This window comes from Streptomyces globosus (genome assembly GCF_003325375.1).
In the GTDB taxonomy this organism is placed as follows: domain Bacteria; phylum Actinomycetota; class Actinomycetes; order Streptomycetales; family Streptomycetaceae; genus Streptomyces; species Streptomyces globosus_A.
This window is the reverse complement of record NZ_CP030862.1, coordinates 2,331,351-2,350,667: the sequence shown is the minus strand read 5'-3', so window position 1 is coordinate 2,350,667 and position 19,317 is coordinate 2,331,351. Positions and strand designations below refer to the sequence as shown.

Genomic DNA, 19,317 nt, shown 5'->3' with positions numbered 1-19,317 from the left:
GCGCGGATAGGATCGGTGCACCATGACTGCAACCCTCGTCGCCAAGAACATCGGTGCCGCGCACGGCGAGCGCACGCTCTTCGCCGGACTGGACCTCGTCGTCGCCACGGGCGACGTCATCGGCCTCGTCGGCGTCAACGGCGCCGGGAAGTCCACCCTGCTGCGGCTGCTCGCCGGACTGGACGCCCCCGAGGAGGGCGAACTGCGGCTCTCCCCGCCCACCGGCACCGTCGGGCACCTGCCGCAGGAGCCGGAGCGCCGGCCCGGCGAGACGGTGCTGGAGTTCCTGCACCGCCGGACCGGCGTGGCCGCCGCGCAGGCGGAGCTGGATGCGGCGACGCAGGGCCTCGTGGACGGGGCGCCGGGCTCGGACGACGCGTACGCGACGGCCCTGGACCGCTGGCTGGACCTCGGCGGCGCCGACTTGGACGAGCGGGCCCGAGAGGTCGCCGACGAGCTGGGCCTCGCCGTGGGCCTGGACCTGCCGATGACCGCCCTGTCCGGCGGCCAGGCCGCCCGCGCGGGCCTGGCCTCGCTGCTGCTGTCCCGGTACGACGTGTTCCTGCTGGACGAGCCGACCAACGACCTCGACCTCGACGGCCTGGAGCGGCTGGAGCGGTTCGTCGGCGGCCTGCGCGCCGGCACCGTCGTCATCAGCCACGACCGCGAGTTCCTGGCCCGCACGGTCACCAAGGTCCTCGAACTGGACCTGGCGCAGCAGCAGATCAACCTCTACGGCGGCGGCTACGAGTCGTACCTGGAGGAGCGGGCGCGGGCCCGGTCGCACGCCCGCGAGGAGTACGAGGAGTACGCGGACAAGCGGGCCGCCCTGGAGGGCCGGGCCCTGATGCAGCGCAACTGGATGGACAAGGGCGTCCGCAACGCCCGCCGCAAGGCCACCGACAACGACAAGATCGGCCGGAAGCTGCGCGGCGAGGCCAGCGAGAAGCAGGCGGCCAAGGCCCGGCAGACGCAGCGCGCCATCGAGCGGCTGGAGGTCGTCGAGGAGCCCCGCAAGGAGTGGGAGCTGCGCATGGAGATCGCCTCCGCCCCGCGCTCCGGCTCGGTGGTGGCGACGCTGCGCGAGGCGTCCGTCAAGCGCGGGGACTTCGCGCTCGGGCCGGTGAGCCTCCAGGTGGACTGGGCGGACCGGGTGGCGATCACGGGGGCGAACGGCGCGGGCAAGTCGACCCTGCTGGCGCTGCTGCTCGGCCGGCTGGCCCCGGACTCGGGTTCGGCGGCGCTGGGTTCGGGCGTGCTGGTCGGCGAGGTGGACCAGGCGCGCGGGCTGTTCCTCGGCGGGGAGCCGCTGCTGGAGGCGTTCTGTGCGGCGGTCCCGGAGACCGAGCCGGCCGACGTGCGGACGCTGCTGGCGAAGTTCGGGCTGAAGGCGGCGCACGTCCTGCGCCCGGCCGCGACGCTCTCCCCCGGCGAGCGGACCCGGGCGGCGCTGGCGCTGCTCCAGGGCCGCGGGGTGAACCTGCTCGTGCTGGACGAGCCGACGAACCACCTGGACCTGCCGGCGATCGAGCAGCTGGAGTCGGCCCTGGAGGCGTACGAGGGCACCCTGCTGCTGGTCACGCACGACCGGCGGATGCTGGAGGCGGTGCGGGTGACCCGCCGTTTGCGCGTCGCCGACGGCAGCGTCGCGGAGCTGTAGGCGCGGGCCGTCCGGCGGCTACCGGGCGGCGGGCGGCCTGCGGGTGCGTGCCATCCGGCGGGCGACGAAGCCGCGCGGGAGGTGCCGTGCGGCCAGGGCGTACGCCCGGTAGCGGCGGCCGGCGATGCTGACGGGCCGGCGCAGGGCCAGATCGCGCAGGGCGCGGTCCACGACGGCCTCCGGCTCCAGCCACACCGCGTCCCGCAAGGACGTCGTGTCCATGCCTGCCCGGGCCTGGAACTCGGTGCGGGTGAACCCGGGCACCACGGCGAGCACCCGCACCCCGTACGGGGCGGCGTCGACGCGCAGGGACTCGCTGAAGGCGGTCACCCAGGCCTTGGCCGCGCCGTAGGTGCCGGTCGGGAGGAGTCCGGCCACGGAGGACACGTTGAGCACGGCACCGCGGCGGCGGGCGCACAGCCCGGGCAGGACGGCGTGGGTCAGGCGGAGCGGCACCTTCACGAGGAGGTCGAGCATCCGCTCCTCGTCCTCCACGGGGCTGTGCGGGAACGGGGCGGCGAGCCCGAACCCGGCGTTGTTGACGAGGATGTCGACGGGCCGGGCGGGGTCGGCGAGGCGGTCGGCGACGCGCCGGAGACCGGCCTCGTCCAGCAGGTCGGCGGGCAGGACCTCGCAGTGCGCGCCGAACTCGCGGTGCAGCCGGCCGGCCGCCTCGCGGAGCCGGTCGGCGTCGCGGGCGACGAGGACGAGGCGGCAGCCCTTGGCGGCGAGGCCGCGGGCGAAGGCCGCGCCGAGGCCGGAACTGGCCCCGGTGATCAAGGCGGTGGTCACGGGAGGTGTCTCTTCCTGCGTGTTTGCTGCGTGATTGCTGCGTGTTCGGCTGCGTGTCCGGCTGCGTCTTTTCCTGCGGCGGTACGCGGTTCAGGGGGCGAAGGCGGCGGTCTCGGGCGAGCCGTAGGCGCGGGCGACGTCCACGAGGAAGCGGGCCTCGTCCTCCAGCCCGGTGCCCTCGGCCGGGGTCTGCATGGCGGCGGGCAGCACCCACTGCGCGGCCGGCCCCGGCATCCCGGACCGGCCGGCGAGCTTCGCCTCGCGGGCCTCCTTCAGAACGCAGGCCAGGGCGGCCGCCGGGCGCCGCGGCTCGGGGATGCCCCGCACGGTGACGTGGGCGGCGGCGAGTTCGGGCACGCCGGGGGCGACGTAGTCGCCGAGTATCAGGATGGCGTCGCGGGTCTCGATGACCTTGCGGTAGACGAGCAGGTTGCGCGGGACCGGCGGCCACAGCAGCTCCAGGAGGCGCCCGGCACGGGGCCTGGTGAGCGCGACGTGCGGCACGGCCTGGACCAGGTCGCGCCACAGCGGCCACAGCCGCCACGCGGTGGCGGTGTCGGCGGCGGCGCCGCGGAGCGCGAAGACGGTGGGGACGAGGATCGCGGCGGCGCGCAGCAGGCCGTGCAGGTTCATCGTCAGCGGCATCGCGGGCATCGCCCAGGTGCTGCCGAAGAGGGCCTTGAGGAGGAAGGCGACCCAGAACACGCCGGCGAGGGCGGTGCCGAGGCCGAACAGGCGCAGGCCGAAGGCGAGGGCGCGGCTCTCCGTGCGGCCGCTGTAGCGCCAGCACAGGGCGACGCAGACGGTGTTGGCGATCAGGTGCGCGGCGATCAGGAGCATCCAGTACGCCGTGGAGGGCACGGGGTCGCCCTGCGCGGGGATGGTGTGGGTGCCGTGCGCCGGGGCGGTCGCGTCGAGGACGGCGAGGGCGGCGAGCCAGACGGCCGTTCCCGTCCAGGCGGCGATCTGGAGGGCGCGGCCGCGGGTGGCGGCGGCGACGAAGTAGAGCACGGCGCCCGCGGAGAGCACGCCGATGAGGTTGCGGGTCAGGCCCACGGCGTGGGAGTGCGCCGGGTCGCGCATGGCGTGCGCGACGACGGCGGGCAGGTTCAGGGTCATCGCTGCGGCGGCGGTGGCGACGGCCAGCCACAGGCCGCGCTGCTGCGGGGAGCGCAGCGCGGCGGGCGCGCGCAGCAGGACGGCGGCCCAGAGGCAGACGACGCTGGGGACGGCGAGCGCGTCGCCGAGCGCGAGGAGCTCAGTGGCCACGGGTGCCCCGCCCGTAGCCCATGGCCGACTCCAGCCGCGCGAGGGTGCCGCGCAGTTCGGCGGCAGGCTTCGGGCAGGGCGTCGCCGTGCGGATGCGGATCATGCTGGCGAGCATCTCCGCCTCCTGCTCCTGGCGGGTGGTGTAGTTGGTGCGCCCGAGGACGACGGGGGCCTGGCCTCCGTTCTCCTCGGCGCGCAGCGAGTGGTGGCCGAAGAGGATGTGCCCGAGCTCGTGGAGGACGATGTGCTCGCGGTGCAGCGCGGTGGTGTGGCTCTCGTAGAAGACGTAGTCGACGCTGGCGGTGCCCACCCACAGCCCGCACACACCCGATTCCGCGGCCTCCTTGGGCAGGGGGTGGAGGCGGATGGGCCTCCCCCGCTGCTCGGCCATCCGGTTGCAGAGCCCTTCGAGGGAAAAGGGGTGGGTGAGGTCCAGATGGCCGAGAATCTTCTCGCACCGTTTGCGGAGGCCGAGTTGCGAGTGGAGCATGTGATCCCTCTTCGGACCCTTTCGCGGGCAGCGTCGGTAGGCGTGAGCAGGCATGGGCGTGACGTCCTGTGCCATCGGAGGGCCTCGTAAGGTGCGGTCGCGAGGGGAAACGGAAAAGCCCGTCCGCCGGACGACGAACGGGCGTTCCCCATGCCTACAGATCATCTGTGCGGGTTGGCAAGGCATGTCCGCAGGTGGGGTGGCTATTCGGCCACCCCGCGGCGGGCCCTTTCCCGGGGCCCCGCCACGTGCCGCCGCGCACCCCTGCCGCGCCTCGCTACCGGGTGCGCCGCCCCTCGGGGCCGGCGAGGCCCGCGCGGCGCAGGGCGTCGGCCATCGCGCTGTTCGCGGGGGCGGGGGCGCCTCCGCCCTGGCCCTGCCTCCGGCCGTCGCCCTGTCCGCCGCGGCCCTGGCCGCCGCGCCGGCCGCCCTGGCGGTCCTGGCCGCCCTGGCCGCCCTGACCGCCGCCGCGCTGCTGCGGGGGCCGGCCGCCGCCGCGCCCGCCCTGGCGGTCCTCACGCTGCCGCGGCGCGCCGCCCGCCGCCGCACCGTGCTCGTCGTCCAGGCGCAGGGTGAGGGAGATCCGCTTGCGCGGGATGTCGACGTCGAGGACCTTCACACGGACGATGTCGCCGGGCTTGACGACCTCCCGCGGATCCTTGACGAAGGTCTTCGACAGGGCCGAGACGTGCGCGAGGCCGTCCTGGTGGACGCCGATGTCGATGAAGGCGCCGAAGGCGGCGACGTTCGTGACGACGCCCTCCAGGACCATGCCGGGCTCCAGGTCGCCGATCTTCTCCACGCCCTCCTTGAACGCCGCCGTCCGGAACGCCGGGCGGGGGTCGCGGCCGGGCTTCTCCAGCTCGCGCAGGATGTCCGAGACGGTCGGCAGGCCGAAGGCCTCGGTGACGAACTGCTCGGGCCGCAGCGAGCGCAGCACCGAGGTGTTGCCGATCAGCGCGGCGACCTCGCTGCCCGCGGTCTTCGCCATCGTCCGCACCACCGGGTACGCCTCGGGGTGCACGCTGGAGGAGTCCAGCGGGTCGTCGCCGCCGCGGATGCGGAGGAAGCCGGCGCACTGCTCGTACGCCTTCGGTCCCAGCCGGGCCACGTCCTTGAGCGCCTTGCGGCTGCGGAAGGGGCCGTTCGCGTCCCGGTGGGCGACGATGTTCTCGGCGAGGCCTGCGCTGATGCCGGACACCCGGGCGAGCAGCGGCGCGGACGCCGTGTTGACGTCGACGCCGACGCCGTTCACACAGTCCTCGACGACCGCGTCGAGGGAGCGGGACAGCTTCACCTCGGACAGGTCGTGCTGGTACTGGCCGACGCCGATCGACTTCGGGTCGATCTTGACGAGTTCGGCGAGCGGGTCCTGCAGGCGGCGCGCGATGGACACCGCCCCGCGCAGCGAGACGTCCATGCCGGGCAGCTCCTGCGAGGCGAACGCGGACGCCGAGTACACGGAGGCACCCGCCTCGGAGACCATCACCTTGGTGAGCTTCAGCTCCGGGTGGCGGGAGATCAGGTCGGCGGCGAGCCGGTCGGTCTCGCGGGAGGCGGTGCCGTTGCCGATCGCGACCAGCTCGACCGCGTGCTCCTCGGCGAGGCGGGCCAGCTTGGCGAGCGACTCCTCCCACCGGTTTGCGGGGACGTGCGGGTGGATCACGTCCGTCGCGACGACCTTGCCGGTCGCGTCGACGACGGCCACCTTCACGCCGGTGCGGAAGCCCGGGTCGAGGCCGAGGGTGGCGCGGGTTCCGGCGGGCGCGGCCAGCAGCAGGTCGCGCAGGTTCGCGGCGAAGACCCGGACGGCCTCGTCCTCGGCGGCGGAGCGCAGCCGCATCCGCAGGTCGATGCCGAGGTGGACCTGGATCTTGGTGCGCCAGGCCCAGCGGACCGTGTCGGCGAGCCACTTGTCGCCGGGGCGGCCGCGGTCGGCGATGCCGAAGCGGTGGGCGATCGTGCCCTCGTAAGAGGACGGGACGGGCCCGTGGGAGGGGTCCTGCGGCTCCTCCGGCTCCAGGGTGAGGTCGAGGACGTCCTCCTTCTCGCCGCGCAGCATGGCGAGGACGCGGTGGGAGGGGAGCTCGGTGAACGGCTCGGCGAAGTCGAAGTAGTCGGCGAACTTGGCGCCGGCCTCCTCCTTGCCCTCGCGGACCTTCGCGGCGAGCCGCCCGCGGCCCCACATCCGCTCGCGCAGCTCGCCGATGAGGTCGGCGTCCTCCGCGAACCGCTCGGTGAGGATGGCCCGGGCGCCCTCCAGGGCGGCGGCCGCGTCCGCGACGCCCTTGTCCGGGTCGGCGAACGCGGCGGCCGCGGCGGCCGGTTCCACCGACGGGTCGGCGAGGAGGCCGTCGGCGAGGGGCTCCAGGCCGGCCTCTCGGGCGATCTGCGCCTTGGTGCGCCGCTTGGGCTTGAAGGGGAGGTAGATGTCCTCCAGCCGGGCCTTGGTGTCGGCCGCGTTGATCCGGGCCTCCAGCTCGGCGTCGAGCTTGCCCTGCTCGCGTACGGAGTCCAGGATCGCCGCGCGCCGGTCCTCCAGCTCGCGCAGGTACCGCAGCCGCTCCTCCAGGGTGCGCAGCTGGGCGTCGTCGAGCATCTCGGTCGCTTCCTTGCGGTAGCGCGCGATGAACGGGACGGTGGAGCCGCCGTCGAGCAGCTCGACGGCGGCCTTGACCTGCCGTTCCCGTACGCCGAGCTCCTCGGCGATCCTGCCTTCGATGGACATCGTCACGTTCGGTTCCGCCTGCCTTCGTCGTGCACTGGAAGGCTGCCCATTGTGGCAGGTGGCCGCGCCCGGCGGCGCGGTACGTCAGGCCTTTCCGAACGCGTCGGCGGGGAAGGCCCCGGCGGCGACGGCCTGGGCGACGAAGCCGCCGCCCAGCTCGGCGAGGCGGGCCAGGCCCGCGGCGCCGAGGTGCTCGTAGGGGCCGGCGTCGAGGCGGTCGGTGGCGTCCTCCAGCCGTGCGCGGACGGCCCGGCCCTCGGCGGTGAGCTCGCCGTCGGCGTCGAGGAGGCCGCGCTCGCGGAGCCGGGCGGCCGCACCGTCGAGGTCGGACTGCTCCCAGCCGCGGATCGCCTTGACCCACTTCGGGGTCATGCCGCGGCCGGTCGCGGTGTGGCTGACGAGCGCCTCCAGCGGGTCCAGCCCGGCCTGGAGGAGCGCGGCGAGGTGGCCGTCGCCGCGGTGCTCGCGCAGCAGGGTGGTGGCGTGCCACAGGCGCAGGTGGGCCTCGTCGGGGACGGGGAGGTCGGCGTGGGCGGCGTAGAGGGTGCGGGCGTGCCGGGAGCACCCCTCGGTCGCGCGCATCGCCAGGTCGGCGGCCTCGGCCATCGCCGGGGAGGCGACGGCCTCGTCGCCGAGGAGGCGGCGCAGGGTCCGGTCGGCGGCGCGGAGGCGGGCGGCGACGGCCTGCGCGGGGGTGAGGGTGTCCCAGACGGCGGGGAGGTGCCGGGCCACGAAGTCGTGGCGGTAGTTGTAGAAGGTGGCGGTGACGGTGCCGGCGCCGACGGCGCCCATGGCGGCGGCGCGGGAGGCGAGGGCCGCGGTGGTGCGGTCGGCGACGCCGAGGGCGGCGAACTCCGCGGACAGGTCCGGGGAGAAGTAGATCGTCGCGTGCAGCGGGTTGATCGCGGCGTGCCAGGCTCGGCGGGCGGCGTGCTCGGGAAGCGTCATGGCGGCCAGGTTACCGACTGCTCAGTATGCCAGGTCGGCGGGGGCCGGAAGGGCAGGCTCCGGGGGCCGGAGGGACGGGGCCCGGGGGCCTGCACGGCGGGGTTCGAGGGTCCGGCGGCGTGGGGCGGGCGACGGTCGGAACCCTGCGGTTTCGGCCTTTCTCGGCCGCGGGCGGCGCCCGCCGCAGCGGATCGCGGCGGGGTCCGAAGCGGACGCCGGGGGCGCAACCGCCCCCGTACGGAGGGCACGCGGCCGCCGGTGTGACGGCCGAATGGCGATCGTGTGACAGCCGGGGCCATGGACACGACATGGGGCGCAGGGGGTGAATACGGTCGAACACGACCACCCCCCGGACGACTTGGAGCCCACCCGTGCACCGCAAAGTCATCGCCCCGAGCGTGCTCGCCGCCTCCCTCCTGCTGGTGATCCCGGCATCGGCAGCGGGTTCGGCCGCGGGCGCCCCAGGTATCGGCGACCCCTACTACCCGGCGAGCGGCAACGGCGGATACGACGTGTCGCACTACGACCTGCGCCTGAAGTACCAGCCGAAGACGGACCTGCTGGAGGGCACCGCCACCCTGCTGGCCACCGCCAGGACGGACCTGTCTCGCTTCAACCTGGACTTCGGGCTGAAGGTCAGCGAGGTCCGCGTCAACGGCGCGAAGGCGAAGTTCGCCGCGTCCGGCGTGCACGAGCTGGAGGTGACCCCCGCCAGGCCGCTGCCGAGGAACACCCAGGCGACCGTCGTCGTCAAGTACGCCGGGAAGCCCTCGGAGTTCAAGGTCGACGGCTGGTCCGCCTGGCAGCGCACCCCGGACGGCGGTGTCGCCGCGCAGGAGCCCGAGGCCGCGGCCTGGTGGTTCCCCGGCAACGACCACCCGCTCGACAAGGCCACCTTCGACGTCTCGGTCAGCGTCCCCGACGGCACCCAGGCGATCAGCAACGGCGTCCTGCAGTCGCAGACCTCGCGCCTGGGCTGGACCCGCTACCACTGGCGTTCCAACAGGCCGCAGGCCACGTACCTGGCGACGCTCGCCGTCGGCAGGTTCGACATCACCACCGACAGGACGGCGAACGGCCTGCCCGTCCTGAACGCCTACAGCAAGGACCTCGGAGACAACGCGGGCGCCGCGCGGGCCTCCGTCGAGCGGACCGCCGAGATCGCGGAATGGCTCGAAGGGGTCTTCGGGCCGTACCCCTTCAACGCGCTCGGCGGCTACGTCCCGAACGTGCCGTCCGGCTTCGCGCTGGAGACCCAGACCCGCCCCTTCTACAGCCCGCGCCAGTTCGCCAACGGCGCCAACACCTCCGTCGTGGTGCACGAGCTGGCCCACCAGTGGTACGGCGACAGCGTCTCCGTGGCGGGCTGGCGGGACATCTGGATCAACGAGGGCTTCGCCCGCTACAGCCAGTGGCTGTGGTCGGAGAAGGAGGGCGAGGGCACCGCGCAGGAGCTCGCCGAGTGGACGTACGCGGTGCGTCCGGCGGAAGACCCCTTCTGGCAGGTCAAGCCGGGCGACCCGGGCCCGGACAACCAGTTCCACGCGGCCGTGTACGACCGCGGCGCGATCGCCCTCCAGGCACTGCGGAACGAGATCGGCGACGAAGCGTTCTTCAGGATCCTGAAGAGGTGGCCGACCGAGCGGGCGCACGGCAACGCGAACGTCTCCGACTTCGTCCGGTACGCGGAGCAGGCGTCGGGCAAGCCGCTGGCCGCGCTGTTCGACACCTGGCTGTACACGCCGGGCAAGCCTGCCTTCGGCACGCCGTCCGCCGCCGCGACGAAGGACGGGCGCGCCCCGCAGGCGGCGCCGGCCGCCGAGCGGGCGGAGCCGAAGTCGTGGAAGAAGATCACTGCGACGAACGGGGTCCACGACACCGGCCACGGCCACAAGCACTGACCGGGCTGACGCGGGCCGCCGCCCGCCGCTCCCGCGCCGGCGCCCCTCAGCGGGCGCCGGCGCGCCGGCGGGCCCGCGCCCGGTAGGCCAGCGGCAGGTAGCGCAGCCGCTCGGGCAGCAGCGGGACGAGCAGCCGCACCGCCGTGCTGAACCGGCGCAGCCTGCGCTCCTGGGCCGGCGTCCACTCCAGCCCGATCGCGGCCCGCGCCTCCGGCGGCATGTACCCGACGGTGACGAACGCCCGGAAGTGCAGGAACGCCGCCCGCAGCAGCGGCCACGCCAGGCGCGTCAGGATCCGCACCGGCAGCGGGCCGCCCCGCGGCCGGGGCAGTGGCACGTCGGTGGCGACCAGCTCGCGGGCCACCTTGGTCGGCTCCAGCTCCTCGGCCAGCATGCGGCGGTAGTACGGCCAGTACTCCTCGACGGTCTGCGGCATGTCCCGGTCGCGGAGCCCGAGGATCCGCCCGACCTGGAGCCACTCCCGGTACAGCTGCCGCTCCTGGGCCGGGGTGAAGCGGCGCAGCAGGTACCTGCCGGCGTACAGGTAGACCGGGAAGCCGGTGGCGTGCACCCACGCGTAGCAGGCGGGGTCGAGGGAGTGGTAGCGGCGGCCCCGGGTGTCGACGCCCTGGATCTCCTTGTGCAGGCGGCGCACCCGGCGGCCCTCCTCGGCGGCCTCCTCGCCGCCGTACACCCACAGCTGCACGGAGCGCAGCGAGCGCTCGCCGCGCCCCCAGGGGTCGGTGCGGAAGACGGAGTGCTCGTCGACGCCTGCGCCGATGGCGGGGTGCGCGACCTGCATGGTGAAGGCCGCGGGCAGCATCAGCAGCGCCCGCACGTCCCCGGCGATGCTCCACAGCACCCCTCCGGGAGGCGGCGGCTGCGGCTCTTCCCGACGCGCTCCACCGGGGCGCGACCCCGGCTCGGCAGGCTGCTGTGCGGTCGTCATGGCGCGTCCCCCTGGTCCGGTGCTCGTACGTCCAGTATGGCCGCACCCGTACCGTTTCCCCAGGTCGGGGCCGGGGTGGTGCGGCCCCGCCGGCCGCGGCGACGGCACATCGTAAGAACGGCGCCAGAAACCCTTGTCACGGGTGTTACCCAGAGGTAACCGCGGCTGCTTGGATGACGGGGTCGGTCTCCCCCACCCCGGATTGATGGAGCGTCCATGCCTCCTGTCCTCCCGTTCCCGCACCGCCGCCCCCGCGCCACCGCGGTGGCCGTCGCCGCGGCCGCGGCCTGCGCCCTGACCGCCGTCGGCGCCCCGCCCGCCGGCGCCGCCGAGGCGGCCGCGGGACCCCGGCTGAGCGTGCTGACGTACAACGTGTTCCTGATGAGCAAGAACCTGTACCCCAACTGGGGCCAGGACCACCGGGCCGCGGAGATACCCCGGACCTCCTTCTACCAGGGCAACGACGTGGTCGTACTCCAGGAGGCCTTCGACAACAGCTCCTCGGACGCCCTCAAGGCCAACTCGGCGGCGCAGTACCCGTACCAGACGCCGGTCGTCGGCAGGAGCCGGACCGGCTGGGACGCGACGGGCGGGGCCTACTCCTCCACCACCCCGGAGGACGGCGGCGTCACGGTGCTGAGCAAGTGGCCGATCGTCCGCAAGGAGCAGTTCGTCTACAAGGACGCCTGCGGCGCCGACTGGTGGTCCAACAAGGGCTTCGCCTACGTCGTGCTGGACGTGAACGGCACGAAGGTGCACGTGGTCGGCACCCACGCCCAGTCCACCGACCCGGGCTGCGGCGCGGGCGAGGCGGCGCAGATGCGGGCCCGCCAGTTCCGGGCGATCGACGCCTTCCTGGACGCCAAGAACATCCCGGCGGGCGAACAGGTCCTCGTCGCGGGCGACATGAACGTCGACTCGCGCACCCCGGAGTACGCGTCGATGCTCGCGAACGCCGACCTGGCGGACACCGACACGCGCACGGGGCACCCGTACTCCTTCGACACGGCCCTCAACTCGATCGCCCGCTACCGCTACCCGTCGGACCCGCGCGAGGACCTGGACTACGTCCTGTACCGCAAGGGCCACGCCCGCCCGGCCGGCTGGGAGAACAACGTGGTCAACGAGGTGTCGGCCCCCTGGACGGTCTCCAGCTGGGGCACGTCGTACACGTACACGAACCTCTCGGACCACAACCCGGTCATCGGCCGCTGACCCCGCCCCGGCGGCGACCCGCCCCGCTCCCGGCCGGGAGCGGGGCTTAGGCTTGCCCGAGCGGCGTCCGTGCCCGGCCGGGAGCAGGCGCCGCGTAGGGTGCACGCATGACGATTCGCGCTGTGGTGTTCGATGTCGGTGAGTGCCTCGTCGACGAGACCCGGGAGTACGGCACGTGGGCGGACTGGCTCGGCGTCCCCCGCCACACCTTCGCCGCCGTCTTCGGTGCGGTCATCGCCGAAGGCCGTGACTATCGCGAGACCTTCCAGGTCTTCCGGCCCGGCTTCGACCTCACCGAGCAGCGCGAGGCCCGCGCTGCCGCCGGGCAGCCGGAGTGGTTCGGTGAGGACGACCTCTACCCGGACGTCCGGCCCGGCCTCGCCCGCTTGCGTGCCGACGGCCTGTGGCTCGGCATCGCCGGCAACCAGACCGTCCGCGCCGGCAGCCTGCTCCGCGACCTGTTCACGAAAGACGTCGACCTGATCGGCACCTCGGACGACTGGGGCGCGAGCAAACCCGACCCCGAGTTCTTCGAGCGTGTGGCCGCGGTCGTTCCGGCCGACGCATCGGAGATCCTCTACGTCGGCGACCGCGTCGACAACGATCTGCGCCCCGGCAAGCAGGCTGGTATGCACACGGCGCTGATCCGCCGGGGCCCTTGGGCGACGATCCAGTGGGACACCGCCGAGGCACGCGAACTCCCGACGTTCCGCATCGAGAGCCTGGCCGAGCTGTCCCCCAGGATCGCCGAGTTCAACAAGAGAGGGCGTTGACGACGGCCCCCCAGCCGTAGAGCCGGTCATCGAGGTCACGGACGTACTGCTCGTGCTGCCAGGGCCCCAGGGCGCGCCGCACCTCCCGGATGCGCTCCAGCCCCGTCGCGTACCAGTGCGTTTCGAGCAGGACCAGCGCCTTGAGGGCGTACCGGGCGGCTTCCTCGGGCCGCCCGGCAGCAACCTCCACGGCAGCCAGGTCACCGAGGACGACGGTCCGCTGCTTGTCGCTGTCTTCGGGAAGTTCGGCGAGAACGCCGAGTAGCGTGTCGCGGGCCTGCGGAAGGTGCCCCGCGGCGAGCTGTGTGTGGCCCTTGAACGCGGCCAGCCGGACGGCCGAGAACCAGTCCAGCCACTCAGGACTCCGGTGCTCGCTGCCGGTTGCGAGGACGTCCTCGCCGTGAGAACACAGGTTGAGGGCGGCTCGGGTGTCGCCGCAGCGCGTCGCGCACTCGGCTTCCACCGCGTCGAGCCAGGCCAGCAGTTCGGCGCTGGCAGGACCTCGGCGGGCGTACGCGCGGGCTGCCACCATCCGCTCCGTCGCACCGTCCCGGTCACCGTCCCACCCGGGAATGAACGCCATGTGGGCGAGGACGGCACAGCCCAGGAGGGCGTCATCGGCCTCCCCTGCCGCCTGGAGCGCTCGCACCCAGGTGTCGCCGGCACGGTCGGGCTCTCGTAGGTCGAAGAACTCGATCCGGCCGGCCAGCAACCAGCTCTCGGCCAGGGCCGTGGCGAGGAGCTGCCGCGTTCGCCCGGTGGTCGCGTCCAGGAGTTGGCTGCCCAAGGCCGCGTGCGCGGCCACGGCGGGGTGCAGGGTGGCGGGGGCCACGCTCCAGTAGAGCCGGCGGTGGGCACGCGTTCCGGCGAGGAAGTCAGTGGCAGCGGTGGCGGGTTGCTGCGCGTTGGGTGTACGCAGAGGACCCCGGTTGGCGGGGGCGAGGAGGCTGGTCGATGTCCGTGTCTCCGCGCCCGGCGGAACGTTGAAACCGAGTTCGTCGAGCGGTCGGCCGAGAAGCTCGCTGAGGGCCTGACGGATATCGGGCTGCGGGAGGGGCGGAGCGTCCGATTCCCACCGCCGGACCTGCCGAATGCCGACGGTGACGCCGCGGGCGGCGAGGGCGTTCGCGAGGTCCTGCTGCGACCGGTAGCCGGCCGCCTGCCGGGCCGCACGCAATCGGACGTTGCCAGTGGATCGAGGCATTCCAACTCCCTTGGCCGGTTCAGATCTGACCACTGTGGCAGGAAAGTCCGCCCGCGGACTGTGCTTCACCGGTTCGGGCGTAAGGAAGTCCTTTTTCGTCCATAGAAAGCCCTCCGGCAAGTCCTCGTAACAGGACTTCACTACGTCCATGGTGTGTCCACCACCTGCTGACGACGATGGGAAGCACCGGCATGGGTATGGCGCAGGGTCACGCGGACACGACCCGACTGGTCGCCCGAGCACTCGCCCCGTACGCGGAACGCCCCGGCCCGGAGGCCGTCGCGGCGCTCGTCGACGACCTGCTCACCTGCGGGCAGGAGCTCCACGGCTCGCTCTCCCGGGCGCCCTCGCAACACCGCCCCGCCGGAACGGTCGCGGCGCTCGCCGAGTGGGAGTACTTCGCGGCCGTCGGCCCCCTGGGGTCGGGCCCCCACGCAAACTGGAACTACGCCCGGGCCTTGGCCCGGATCATCCGGCAGCTGCTGGCCTCGGGGCGATAGCGAGACAGGCGGGCGGGGCTTCGCGACCAGTCCGGCGCACCAGGCGCGCCTTCCGACTGCTCGAACCACCGTTGGCGGGGCGGGCGAGGCGGGGTAGGCGGGAGCCACGCGGTCGGGGTCGGAGAGACGGCGGCGGGCGTGAGTTGGCGGGAGCCGACGACTCGGGGTCGGTGGGTGCGGGGGGTGTCCCGGCAGCCCATTGTCCTTCCGGGGCGGGCCGCCCTGTAAAGGGCGCGCCCGTTGGGCGCGTCGCTGCGCGATGGCCCTTCGGGCCACCCTTGACAGGACGACCCACCCCGGAATGCCAACAAGCTGCCGGGAAGCCCCCAGGGGAACGGCCTGGAGGGACCATCACCTACCGGCCGGATCAGAGCCGTTGCCCTCCCGCCCCGGGGCCCCTTTCACCCCACCGGCATCAGCAGACCCGCCAGCGAGAGCCGGGCGGGCTGTGACGTCGGGAAGCGATGCCCAGAGCATCATCCGCAGACAGGAGCGCGTCGGATCGCTACGTGGGCGCCCTCGGCTCAGCGGCCATCTGCCGTCAGGAGCAGGGCGGCGCGGCAGATCGCTACAGGGGCGCCGTCGGCTCAGCGTCCGGCGGCCGTCAGGGGCGGGGGTGGCGCGGCAGATCGCTACGGGGGCGCCGTCGGCTCAGCGGCTGACCGCCGGACCCCCGGATCGCCGGATCATGGCGGTTGGCGGGTCGGATGCGGTCGTCCTGCGGCCAGAGGTCGATAGGGGAGGAGCAGGGAGTGGCTGGGGCGCTGCGCGCCCCGGACGGCGGCCGATCGCCGAGCAGCCCCGCGCATGCAACCGTCTGAGGCGCCCCCGCGCCCCGGGCGGCGGTCGGTCGCCGAAACCGACGAGGCCTGTGGCGGGCGGGGGCGCTTCGCTGCCCATGACGACGGCCGACGGCCGCTGAGCTGAGGGTGCCCACGTAGCGATCCGACGCGCTCCTGTCTCCCGATGATGCTCTGGGCATCGTTTTCCGACGTCACAGCCCAACCCGGCTTCCGTCGGCGGGTCGGCTGATGCCGGTGGGGCGAAAGGGGCCCCCGGGGCGGGAGGGCGGCGGCTCTGATGGCCCTGAATGGTCCACGTACCCCCAGGCCGTTCCCCTGGGGGCGTCCCGGCAGAAAAAATGCCTCCGGGGCGGGTCGGTCGGTCAAGGGTGGCCCGCCAGGGCCATCGCGCAGCGACGCGCCCAACGGGCGCGCCCTTGAGGGACCGGCACGCCCCGGACACCATCAACTGCCCGGGACACCCCCAGACACACACCCGACCCCGACCCATCGGCTACCGCCGAACCCCGCCTCGCCCTCGCACCCCCGCCCCCCGACCTATCGGCCCCCGCCGACCCGCCTCCCGCCGCCCCACCCCCCGGCCCTGCGGCTCCCGCCACCCCCGCCCCGCCCTCGCCTTGGGCGCAGGCCGGGGTGCCGACTTCGACCGGAGCGCCGGCAGGGTTACCGGGGCTCGGGCGGGTCCGTGTACAGGGAGTCGATCGTGTCGGCGTATTTGTCGCGGACCACGCGGCGGCGGAGTTTCAGGGACGGGGTCAGTTCCCCCGTCTCCGGCCCCCATTCCGTGGTCAGCAGGTGGTAGCGCTTGATCTGTTCCGTGCGGTTGAGGCGGGCGTTGGCGGTCTCGACCGCGGCGGCGATTTCCGCGCGCACCTGCGGGTGCCGGGCGAGGTCGGCGAGGGAGGCCGCCTCGATGCCGCGGGCCGCCGCCCACGCCGGGGCGAGTTCGGCGTCGAGGACGAGCAGGGCGACGAGGTAGGAGCGGCGGTCGCCGTGGGCCAGGGCCTGGCCGATCAGCGGGTGTTCCTTGAGCGTGTTCTCCACCAGGGCCGGCGAGACGTTCTTGCCGGTGGAGGTGATGATCAGCTCCTTCTTGCGGTCGGTCAGCCACAGGAACCCGTCCTGGTCGATCCGGCCTATGTCCCCGGTGGGGAACCAGCCCTCCGCGTCGTGGGCGCCCTCCAGCGTCCCGTCGGGCCTGAGGTAGCCGCCGAAGACGGTCTCGCCGCGGGCGAGGATCTCCCCGTCGTCGGCGATCCGCAGCTCCAGGCCCTCGATGGGCCGGCCGACCGAGCCGAGCCGGAACGCGTCGCGGCTGTTGACGGTGCACACGCCGGAGGTCTCCGTCAGGCCCCACGCGTCCATGACGGTGATCCCCCAGCCGGCCCAGAACCGTACGACGTCGATCGGCATCGGCGCGGTCGCGCTCGCCGTCCACAGCAGCCGGTCGAGCCCGGCCAGCCGCAGCAGCGGGTCCAGGACGTGCTCCTTGGCCCGGACGTACGCGGCCTCCGGCCCGGCGGGGACGGGCTCGCCTCGCTCCAGGTGCCCGGCCACGGTCCGGGCGAGGCCGTTCGCCTCCTCGATGGCCTCCCGCTGCTCCCGCGGCAGCCCGGCGAGCACCGCCCGCAGGCCGGCGGCGAGCTTCTCCCACACCCGGGGCACCCCGAAGAACTGCACCGGCCGCAGCTCCCGTACGGCGGCGGCGACGGCTGCCGGGTCGGCGACGAGCCGGACGTGCGCGGCGCGCAGCAGCGGCAGGTAGATGCCGAGGATCCGCTCGGCGATGTGCGCGAACGGCAGGTAGCAGATGTGCTCGGCGTGCTCGGGGAGTTCCACGCGCCGGTCGAGGCGGACGGACTGGAGCAGGATGTTGCGGTGGGTGAGCCGGACCCCCTTGGGGTCGCCGGTGGTGCCCGAGGTGTAGACGACGGTCAGCGGGTCCTCGGGGCGCAGCTCCCGCCAGGCCTTCTCGAAGGCGTCGGGGGTGTGCAGCCGGGTTCCGGCCGTGTAGACGGCGTCGTACGAGCGGTGCGCGCCCGCGGCGCCGGCGTCGGCCACGACGAGCCGCTCCAGCGGTACGGTGCCGTCGGCCAGCAGCGGTTCCCAGCGCGGCAGTTCGCCGGCGCCGCCGACGACGGCGAGGCGGGCCCGGCTGTGGCGGGCGGTGTACGCGATCTGCTCGGGGGCGGAGGTGCCGTACACGGTGACGGGGACGGCACCGAGGTGGACGAGGGCGAGGTCGGTGAGCCAGTGCTCGGGCCGGTTGCCCATCATGATCAGCACGTGTTCGCCGCGTTCGACGCCGAGCGAGGCGTACCCGGCGGCGAGGACGGCGACCCGGCGCCGCACCTCGGCCCAGCCGAGGGTGGTCCAGCCGGGGGATGCGGTATCCCCCGTGCGCCACGAGAGGGCGGGGAGGTCGCCGTACTCGGCGGCGTTGCGGGCGAGCAGGGCGGGCAGGGTGAGCTGTTCGGGACGTCCGGGCAGTCGCAGGATCGTGCTCATGGGCAGCTCCTCGCCGTTTCACATCGTTGGTGCGACAGCAATACTGTTGAACCGCGGTACCGGAACGGGACGTGCTGAGCAGAGAGCGGGGCGAGTGACCATGACCACCGGGGTGCCCGAGCCCACGCTCACCGTCGACGAGCTCGCCGCCCGGGCGGGGGTCACCGTCCGCACCGTACGGTTCTACAGCACCCGCGGGCTTTTGCCCCCTCCCGTGATCGGACCGCGTCGGGTGGGCCGCTACGGGCCCGAGCACCTCTCCCGGCTCGCGCTGATCGAGGAGCTCCAGCACCAGGGCATGACGCTGTCCGCGATCGAGCGCTACCTGGACGCCCTGCCCGGCGATCTCAGCGCCCACGACCTGGCCATCCACCGGGCGCTGGTGTCGTCGTGGGCGCCGGACGCGGCGGAGGAGGTGTCTCTGGAGGAGCTGGAGCGGCGGGCGGGCCGGCCGCTGCCGGAGGAGGACCTGCGCCGGCTGGCCGCGATGAACGTGGTCGGGGGCGGACCGGAGCGGTTCCGGGTGGACCTGTCGCTGCTCCGGCTGGGGGTGGCGCTGCTGGACGTGCCGATCTCGCACGGGACGGTGCTGGCGGCCCGGGAGGTGCTGCTGGAGCACGCCCGGGCGACGGCCCGGGAGCTGACGCGGCTGTTCCGCGACGAGGTGTGGGGGCCGTTCACGGAGGGCGAGGACGATCCGGAGCGGGTGGAGTCGATGAAGGCGCTGTCCGCGCACATGCAGCCGATGGTGGTGCAGGCGCTGGTCACGGCGTTCCAGCGGTCGCTGCGCGAGGAGCTGAAGGCCCAGTTCGCCGCCGGCGACTGACGAGCGCGGACCGGCCGCGCCTCCCAACTGCCTGCGGCAGCCGGTAGGTTCGGGATCATGTCTGTGATCCACAAAACCACCATCACGCCGACCAAGCTCGAACTCCTCGCGGCCTGGCTGCCCTCCCAGCCGTGGTACGCCGCCACGGGCGGTGCGCCGGACCCGGTCACGGCCGGCGGGTTCCGGCTGGACGACCCCGAGGGCGAGGTCGGCATCGAGTTCATGGTCGTCGCCGACGCCTCCGCGCCGGACCCGGTCGCCTACCACGTGCCGATGACGTACCGGGGGGCGCCGCTGGAGGGGGCCGAAGGGGCCCTGATCGGCACTGTCGAGCACGGGGTGCTGGGCACCCGCTGGGTGTACGACGCCGCGCACGACCCGGTGGCCGTCGGGCAGGTCCTCGCGCTGCTGCGCGGCGAGGCGCAGCCCTGGGCGCAGAGCATCGACGGTGCGCCGGACCCGACGGTCGTCGTGGAGGGGGGCCCGGGTGCGGCGGAAGGGCTCGATGCGGCGGCCGCGGCGGCCGCGACCACGGCGGAGGGCACCGAGGTCCGCTTCGCGGGCGGGCCGGCGGTGCTGCGGATCGTACGCGCCCTGCGGCCGGGCGGCCCGCAGGGCGGTGCGGCCGGGGTCGTCACCGGCTGGACGGCCCCCGACGGCACCGCGCTCCGCGGGGTGTTCGCCGCGCTGGGCGGCGCCTGACGCACGCCTCGGGCGGCACCTGCCGGACGTCGGGCGGGGGCCGCCGGCC

At 74.0% G+C, this 19,317-nt stretch carries 15 protein-coding genes; 7 read left to right on the top strand and 8 right to left on the bottom strand.

All coding sequences use genetic code 11. The annotated features are described in order from the left end of the window. The first annotated feature begins 22 nt into the window (after positions 1-22). Entirely contained in the window at positions 23-1,660 is a 1,638-nt protein-coding gene (locus C0216_RS10660; RefSeq protein WP_114055038.1) for an ABC-F family ATP-binding cassette domain-containing protein, read from the top strand. An 18-nt stretch (positions 1,661-1,678) separates the two neighbouring features. Here C0216_RS10660 and C0216_RS10655 read toward each other — a convergent pair whose 3' ends face one another. The 5 genes from C0216_RS10655 to C0216_RS10635 all read right to left on the bottom strand — a co-directional run bounded on the left by C0216_RS10655 (position 1,679) and on the right by C0216_RS10635 (position 7,887). After that, entirely contained in the window at positions 1,679-2,452 is a 774-nt protein-coding gene (locus tag C0216_RS10655) for an SDR family NAD(P)-dependent oxidoreductase (RefSeq protein WP_114055037.1), read from the bottom strand. 90 nt (positions 2,453-2,542) lie between these two features. Then, positions 2,543-3,721, bottom strand: coding sequence for an MAB_1171c family putative transporter (locus tag C0216_RS10650; protein ID WP_114055036.1), 1,179 nt, complete (start codon positions 3,719-3,721; stop codon positions 2,543-2,545). After that, a complete protein-coding gene (locus tag C0216_RS34280) occupies positions 3,711-4,211 on the bottom strand; it encodes an ImmA/IrrE family metallo-endopeptidase (protein ID WP_114055035.1) in 501 nt (166 codons plus the stop codon). The genes C0216_RS10650 and C0216_RS34280 overlap by 11 nt, the downstream gene beginning before the upstream one ends. A gap of 277 nt (positions 4,212-4,488) precedes the next feature. Then, positions 4,489-6,945, bottom strand: a complete 2,457-nt coding sequence (locus tag C0216_RS10640; protein WP_114055034.1) for a Tex family protein — start codon at positions 6,943-6,945, stop codon at positions 4,489-4,491. Between the two features lie 78 nt (positions 6,946-7,023). Beyond that, complete coding sequence (locus C0216_RS10635) at positions 7,024-7,887, bottom strand: SCO6745 family protein (protein ID WP_114055033.1); 864 nt, start codon at positions 7,885-7,887, stop codon at positions 7,024-7,026. Positions 7,888-8,258: 371 nt separating this feature from the next. On the opposite strand from C0216_RS10635, the gene C0216_RS10630 reads away from it, so the two are divergent. Then, the gene (locus tag C0216_RS10630) at positions 8,259-9,788 is read left to right on the top strand and encodes a M1 family metallopeptidase (RefSeq protein WP_114055032.1); all 1,530 of its coding nucleotides are present in this window, start codon (positions 8,259-8,261) and stop codon (positions 9,786-9,788) included. Positions 9,789-9,834: 46 nt separating this feature from the next. On the opposite strand, the gene C0216_RS10625 is transcribed toward C0216_RS10630, so the two are convergent. Then, entirely contained in the window at positions 9,835-10,737 is a 903-nt protein-coding gene (locus tag C0216_RS10625; RefSeq protein ID WP_114055031.1) for an oxygenase MpaB family protein, read from the bottom strand. Positions 10,738-10,953: 216 nt separating this feature from the next. On the opposite strand from C0216_RS10625, the gene sph reads away from it, so the two are divergent. Both sph and C0216_RS10615 read left to right on the top strand, forming a co-directional pair. Then, on the top strand, positions 10,954-11,952 hold the full coding sequence (sph, locus tag C0216_RS10620) for a sphingomyelin phosphodiesterase (protein ID WP_114055030.1): 999 nt from the start codon (positions 10,954-10,956) through the stop codon (positions 11,950-11,952). Between the two features lie 107 nt (positions 11,953-12,059). Beyond that, positions 12,060-12,725 carry an HAD family hydrolase gene (locus tag C0216_RS10615; RefSeq protein WP_114055029.1) on the top strand — a complete coding sequence of 222 codons (666 nt, stop codon included), beginning with the start codon at positions 12,060-12,062 and terminating at the stop codon, positions 12,723-12,725. Here the strand turns inward: C0216_RS10615 and C0216_RS10610 are convergent. After that, entirely contained in the window at positions 12,706-13,929 is a 1,224-nt protein-coding gene (locus C0216_RS10610) for a transcriptional regulator (protein WP_114055028.1), read from the bottom strand. The genes C0216_RS10615 and C0216_RS10610 overlap by 20 nt on opposite strands. Before the next feature lie 191 nt (positions 13,930-14,120). Here C0216_RS10610 and C0216_RS10605 point away from each other — a divergent pair, with 191 nt between their 5' ends. Then, positions 14,121-14,429 carry a DUF6415 family natural product biosynthesis protein gene (locus tag C0216_RS10605; RefSeq protein WP_162793160.1) on the top strand — a complete coding sequence of 103 codons (309 nt, stop codon included), beginning with the start codon at positions 14,121-14,123 and terminating at the stop codon, positions 14,427-14,429. Between the two features lie 1,466 nt (positions 14,430-15,895). On the opposite strand, the gene C0216_RS10595 is transcribed toward C0216_RS10605, so the two are convergent. Further along, positions 15,896-17,740, bottom strand: a complete 1,845-nt coding sequence (locus tag C0216_RS10595; RefSeq protein WP_114055026.1) for an AMP-dependent synthetase/ligase — start codon at positions 17,738-17,740, stop codon at positions 15,896-15,898. Positions 17,741-17,840: 100 nt separating this feature from the next. Here C0216_RS10595 and C0216_RS10590 point away from each other — a divergent pair, with 100 nt between their 5' ends. Both C0216_RS10590 and C0216_RS10585 read left to right on the top strand, forming a co-directional pair. Continuing rightward, positions 17,841-18,566 carry a MerR family transcriptional regulator gene (locus C0216_RS10590; protein WP_114055025.1) on the top strand — a complete coding sequence of 242 codons (726 nt, stop codon included), beginning with the start codon at positions 17,841-17,843 and terminating at the stop codon, positions 18,564-18,566. Positions 18,567-18,623: 57 nt separating this feature from the next. Beyond that, entirely contained in the window at positions 18,624-19,268 is a 645-nt protein-coding gene (locus tag C0216_RS10585; protein ID WP_114055024.1) for a maltokinase N-terminal cap-like domain-containing protein, read from the top strand. Positions 19,269-19,317 lie beyond the last annotated feature (49 nt).

Coding starts and splice junctions, on each gene's coding strand:
- C0216_RS10660 (WP_114055038.1), top strand. CDS start 23: ATGACTGCAACCCTCGTCGCCAAGAACATCGGTGCCGCGCACGGCGAG.
- C0216_RS34280 (WP_114055035.1), bottom strand. CDS start 4,211: ATGCTCCACTCGCAACTCGGCCTCCGCAAACGGTGCGAGAAGATTCTC.
- C0216_RS10635 (WP_114055033.1), bottom strand. CDS start 7,887: ATGACGCTTCCCGAGCACGCCGCCCGCCGAGCCTGGCACGCCGCGATC.
- C0216_RS10625 (WP_114055031.1), bottom strand. CDS start 10,737: ATGACGACCGCACAGCAGCCTGCCGAGCCGGGGTCGCGCCCCGGTGGA.
- sph (WP_114055030.1), top strand. CDS start 10,954: ATGCCTCCTGTCCTCCCGTTCCCGCACCGCCGCCCCCGCGCCACCGCG.
- C0216_RS10615 (WP_114055029.1), top strand. CDS start 12,060: ATGACGATTCGCGCTGTGGTGTTCGATGTCGGTGAGTGCCTCGTCGAC.
- C0216_RS10610 (WP_114055028.1), bottom strand. CDS start 13,929: ATGCCTCGATCCACTGGCAACGTCCGATTGCGTGCGGCCCGGCAGGCG.
- C0216_RS10605 (WP_162793160.1), top strand. CDS start 14,121: ATGGGTATGGCGCAGGGTCACGCGGACACGACCCGACTGGTCGCCCGA.
- C0216_RS10595 (WP_114055026.1), bottom strand. CDS start 17,740: ATGAGCACGATCCTGCGACTGCCCGGACGTCCCGAACAGCTCACCCTG.
- C0216_RS10590 (WP_114055025.1), top strand. CDS start 17,841: ATGACCACCGGGGTGCCCGAGCCCACGCTCACCGTCGACGAGCTCGCC.
- C0216_RS10585 (WP_114055024.1), top strand. CDS start 18,624: ATGTCTGTGATCCACAAAACCACCATCACGCCGACCAAGCTCGAACTC.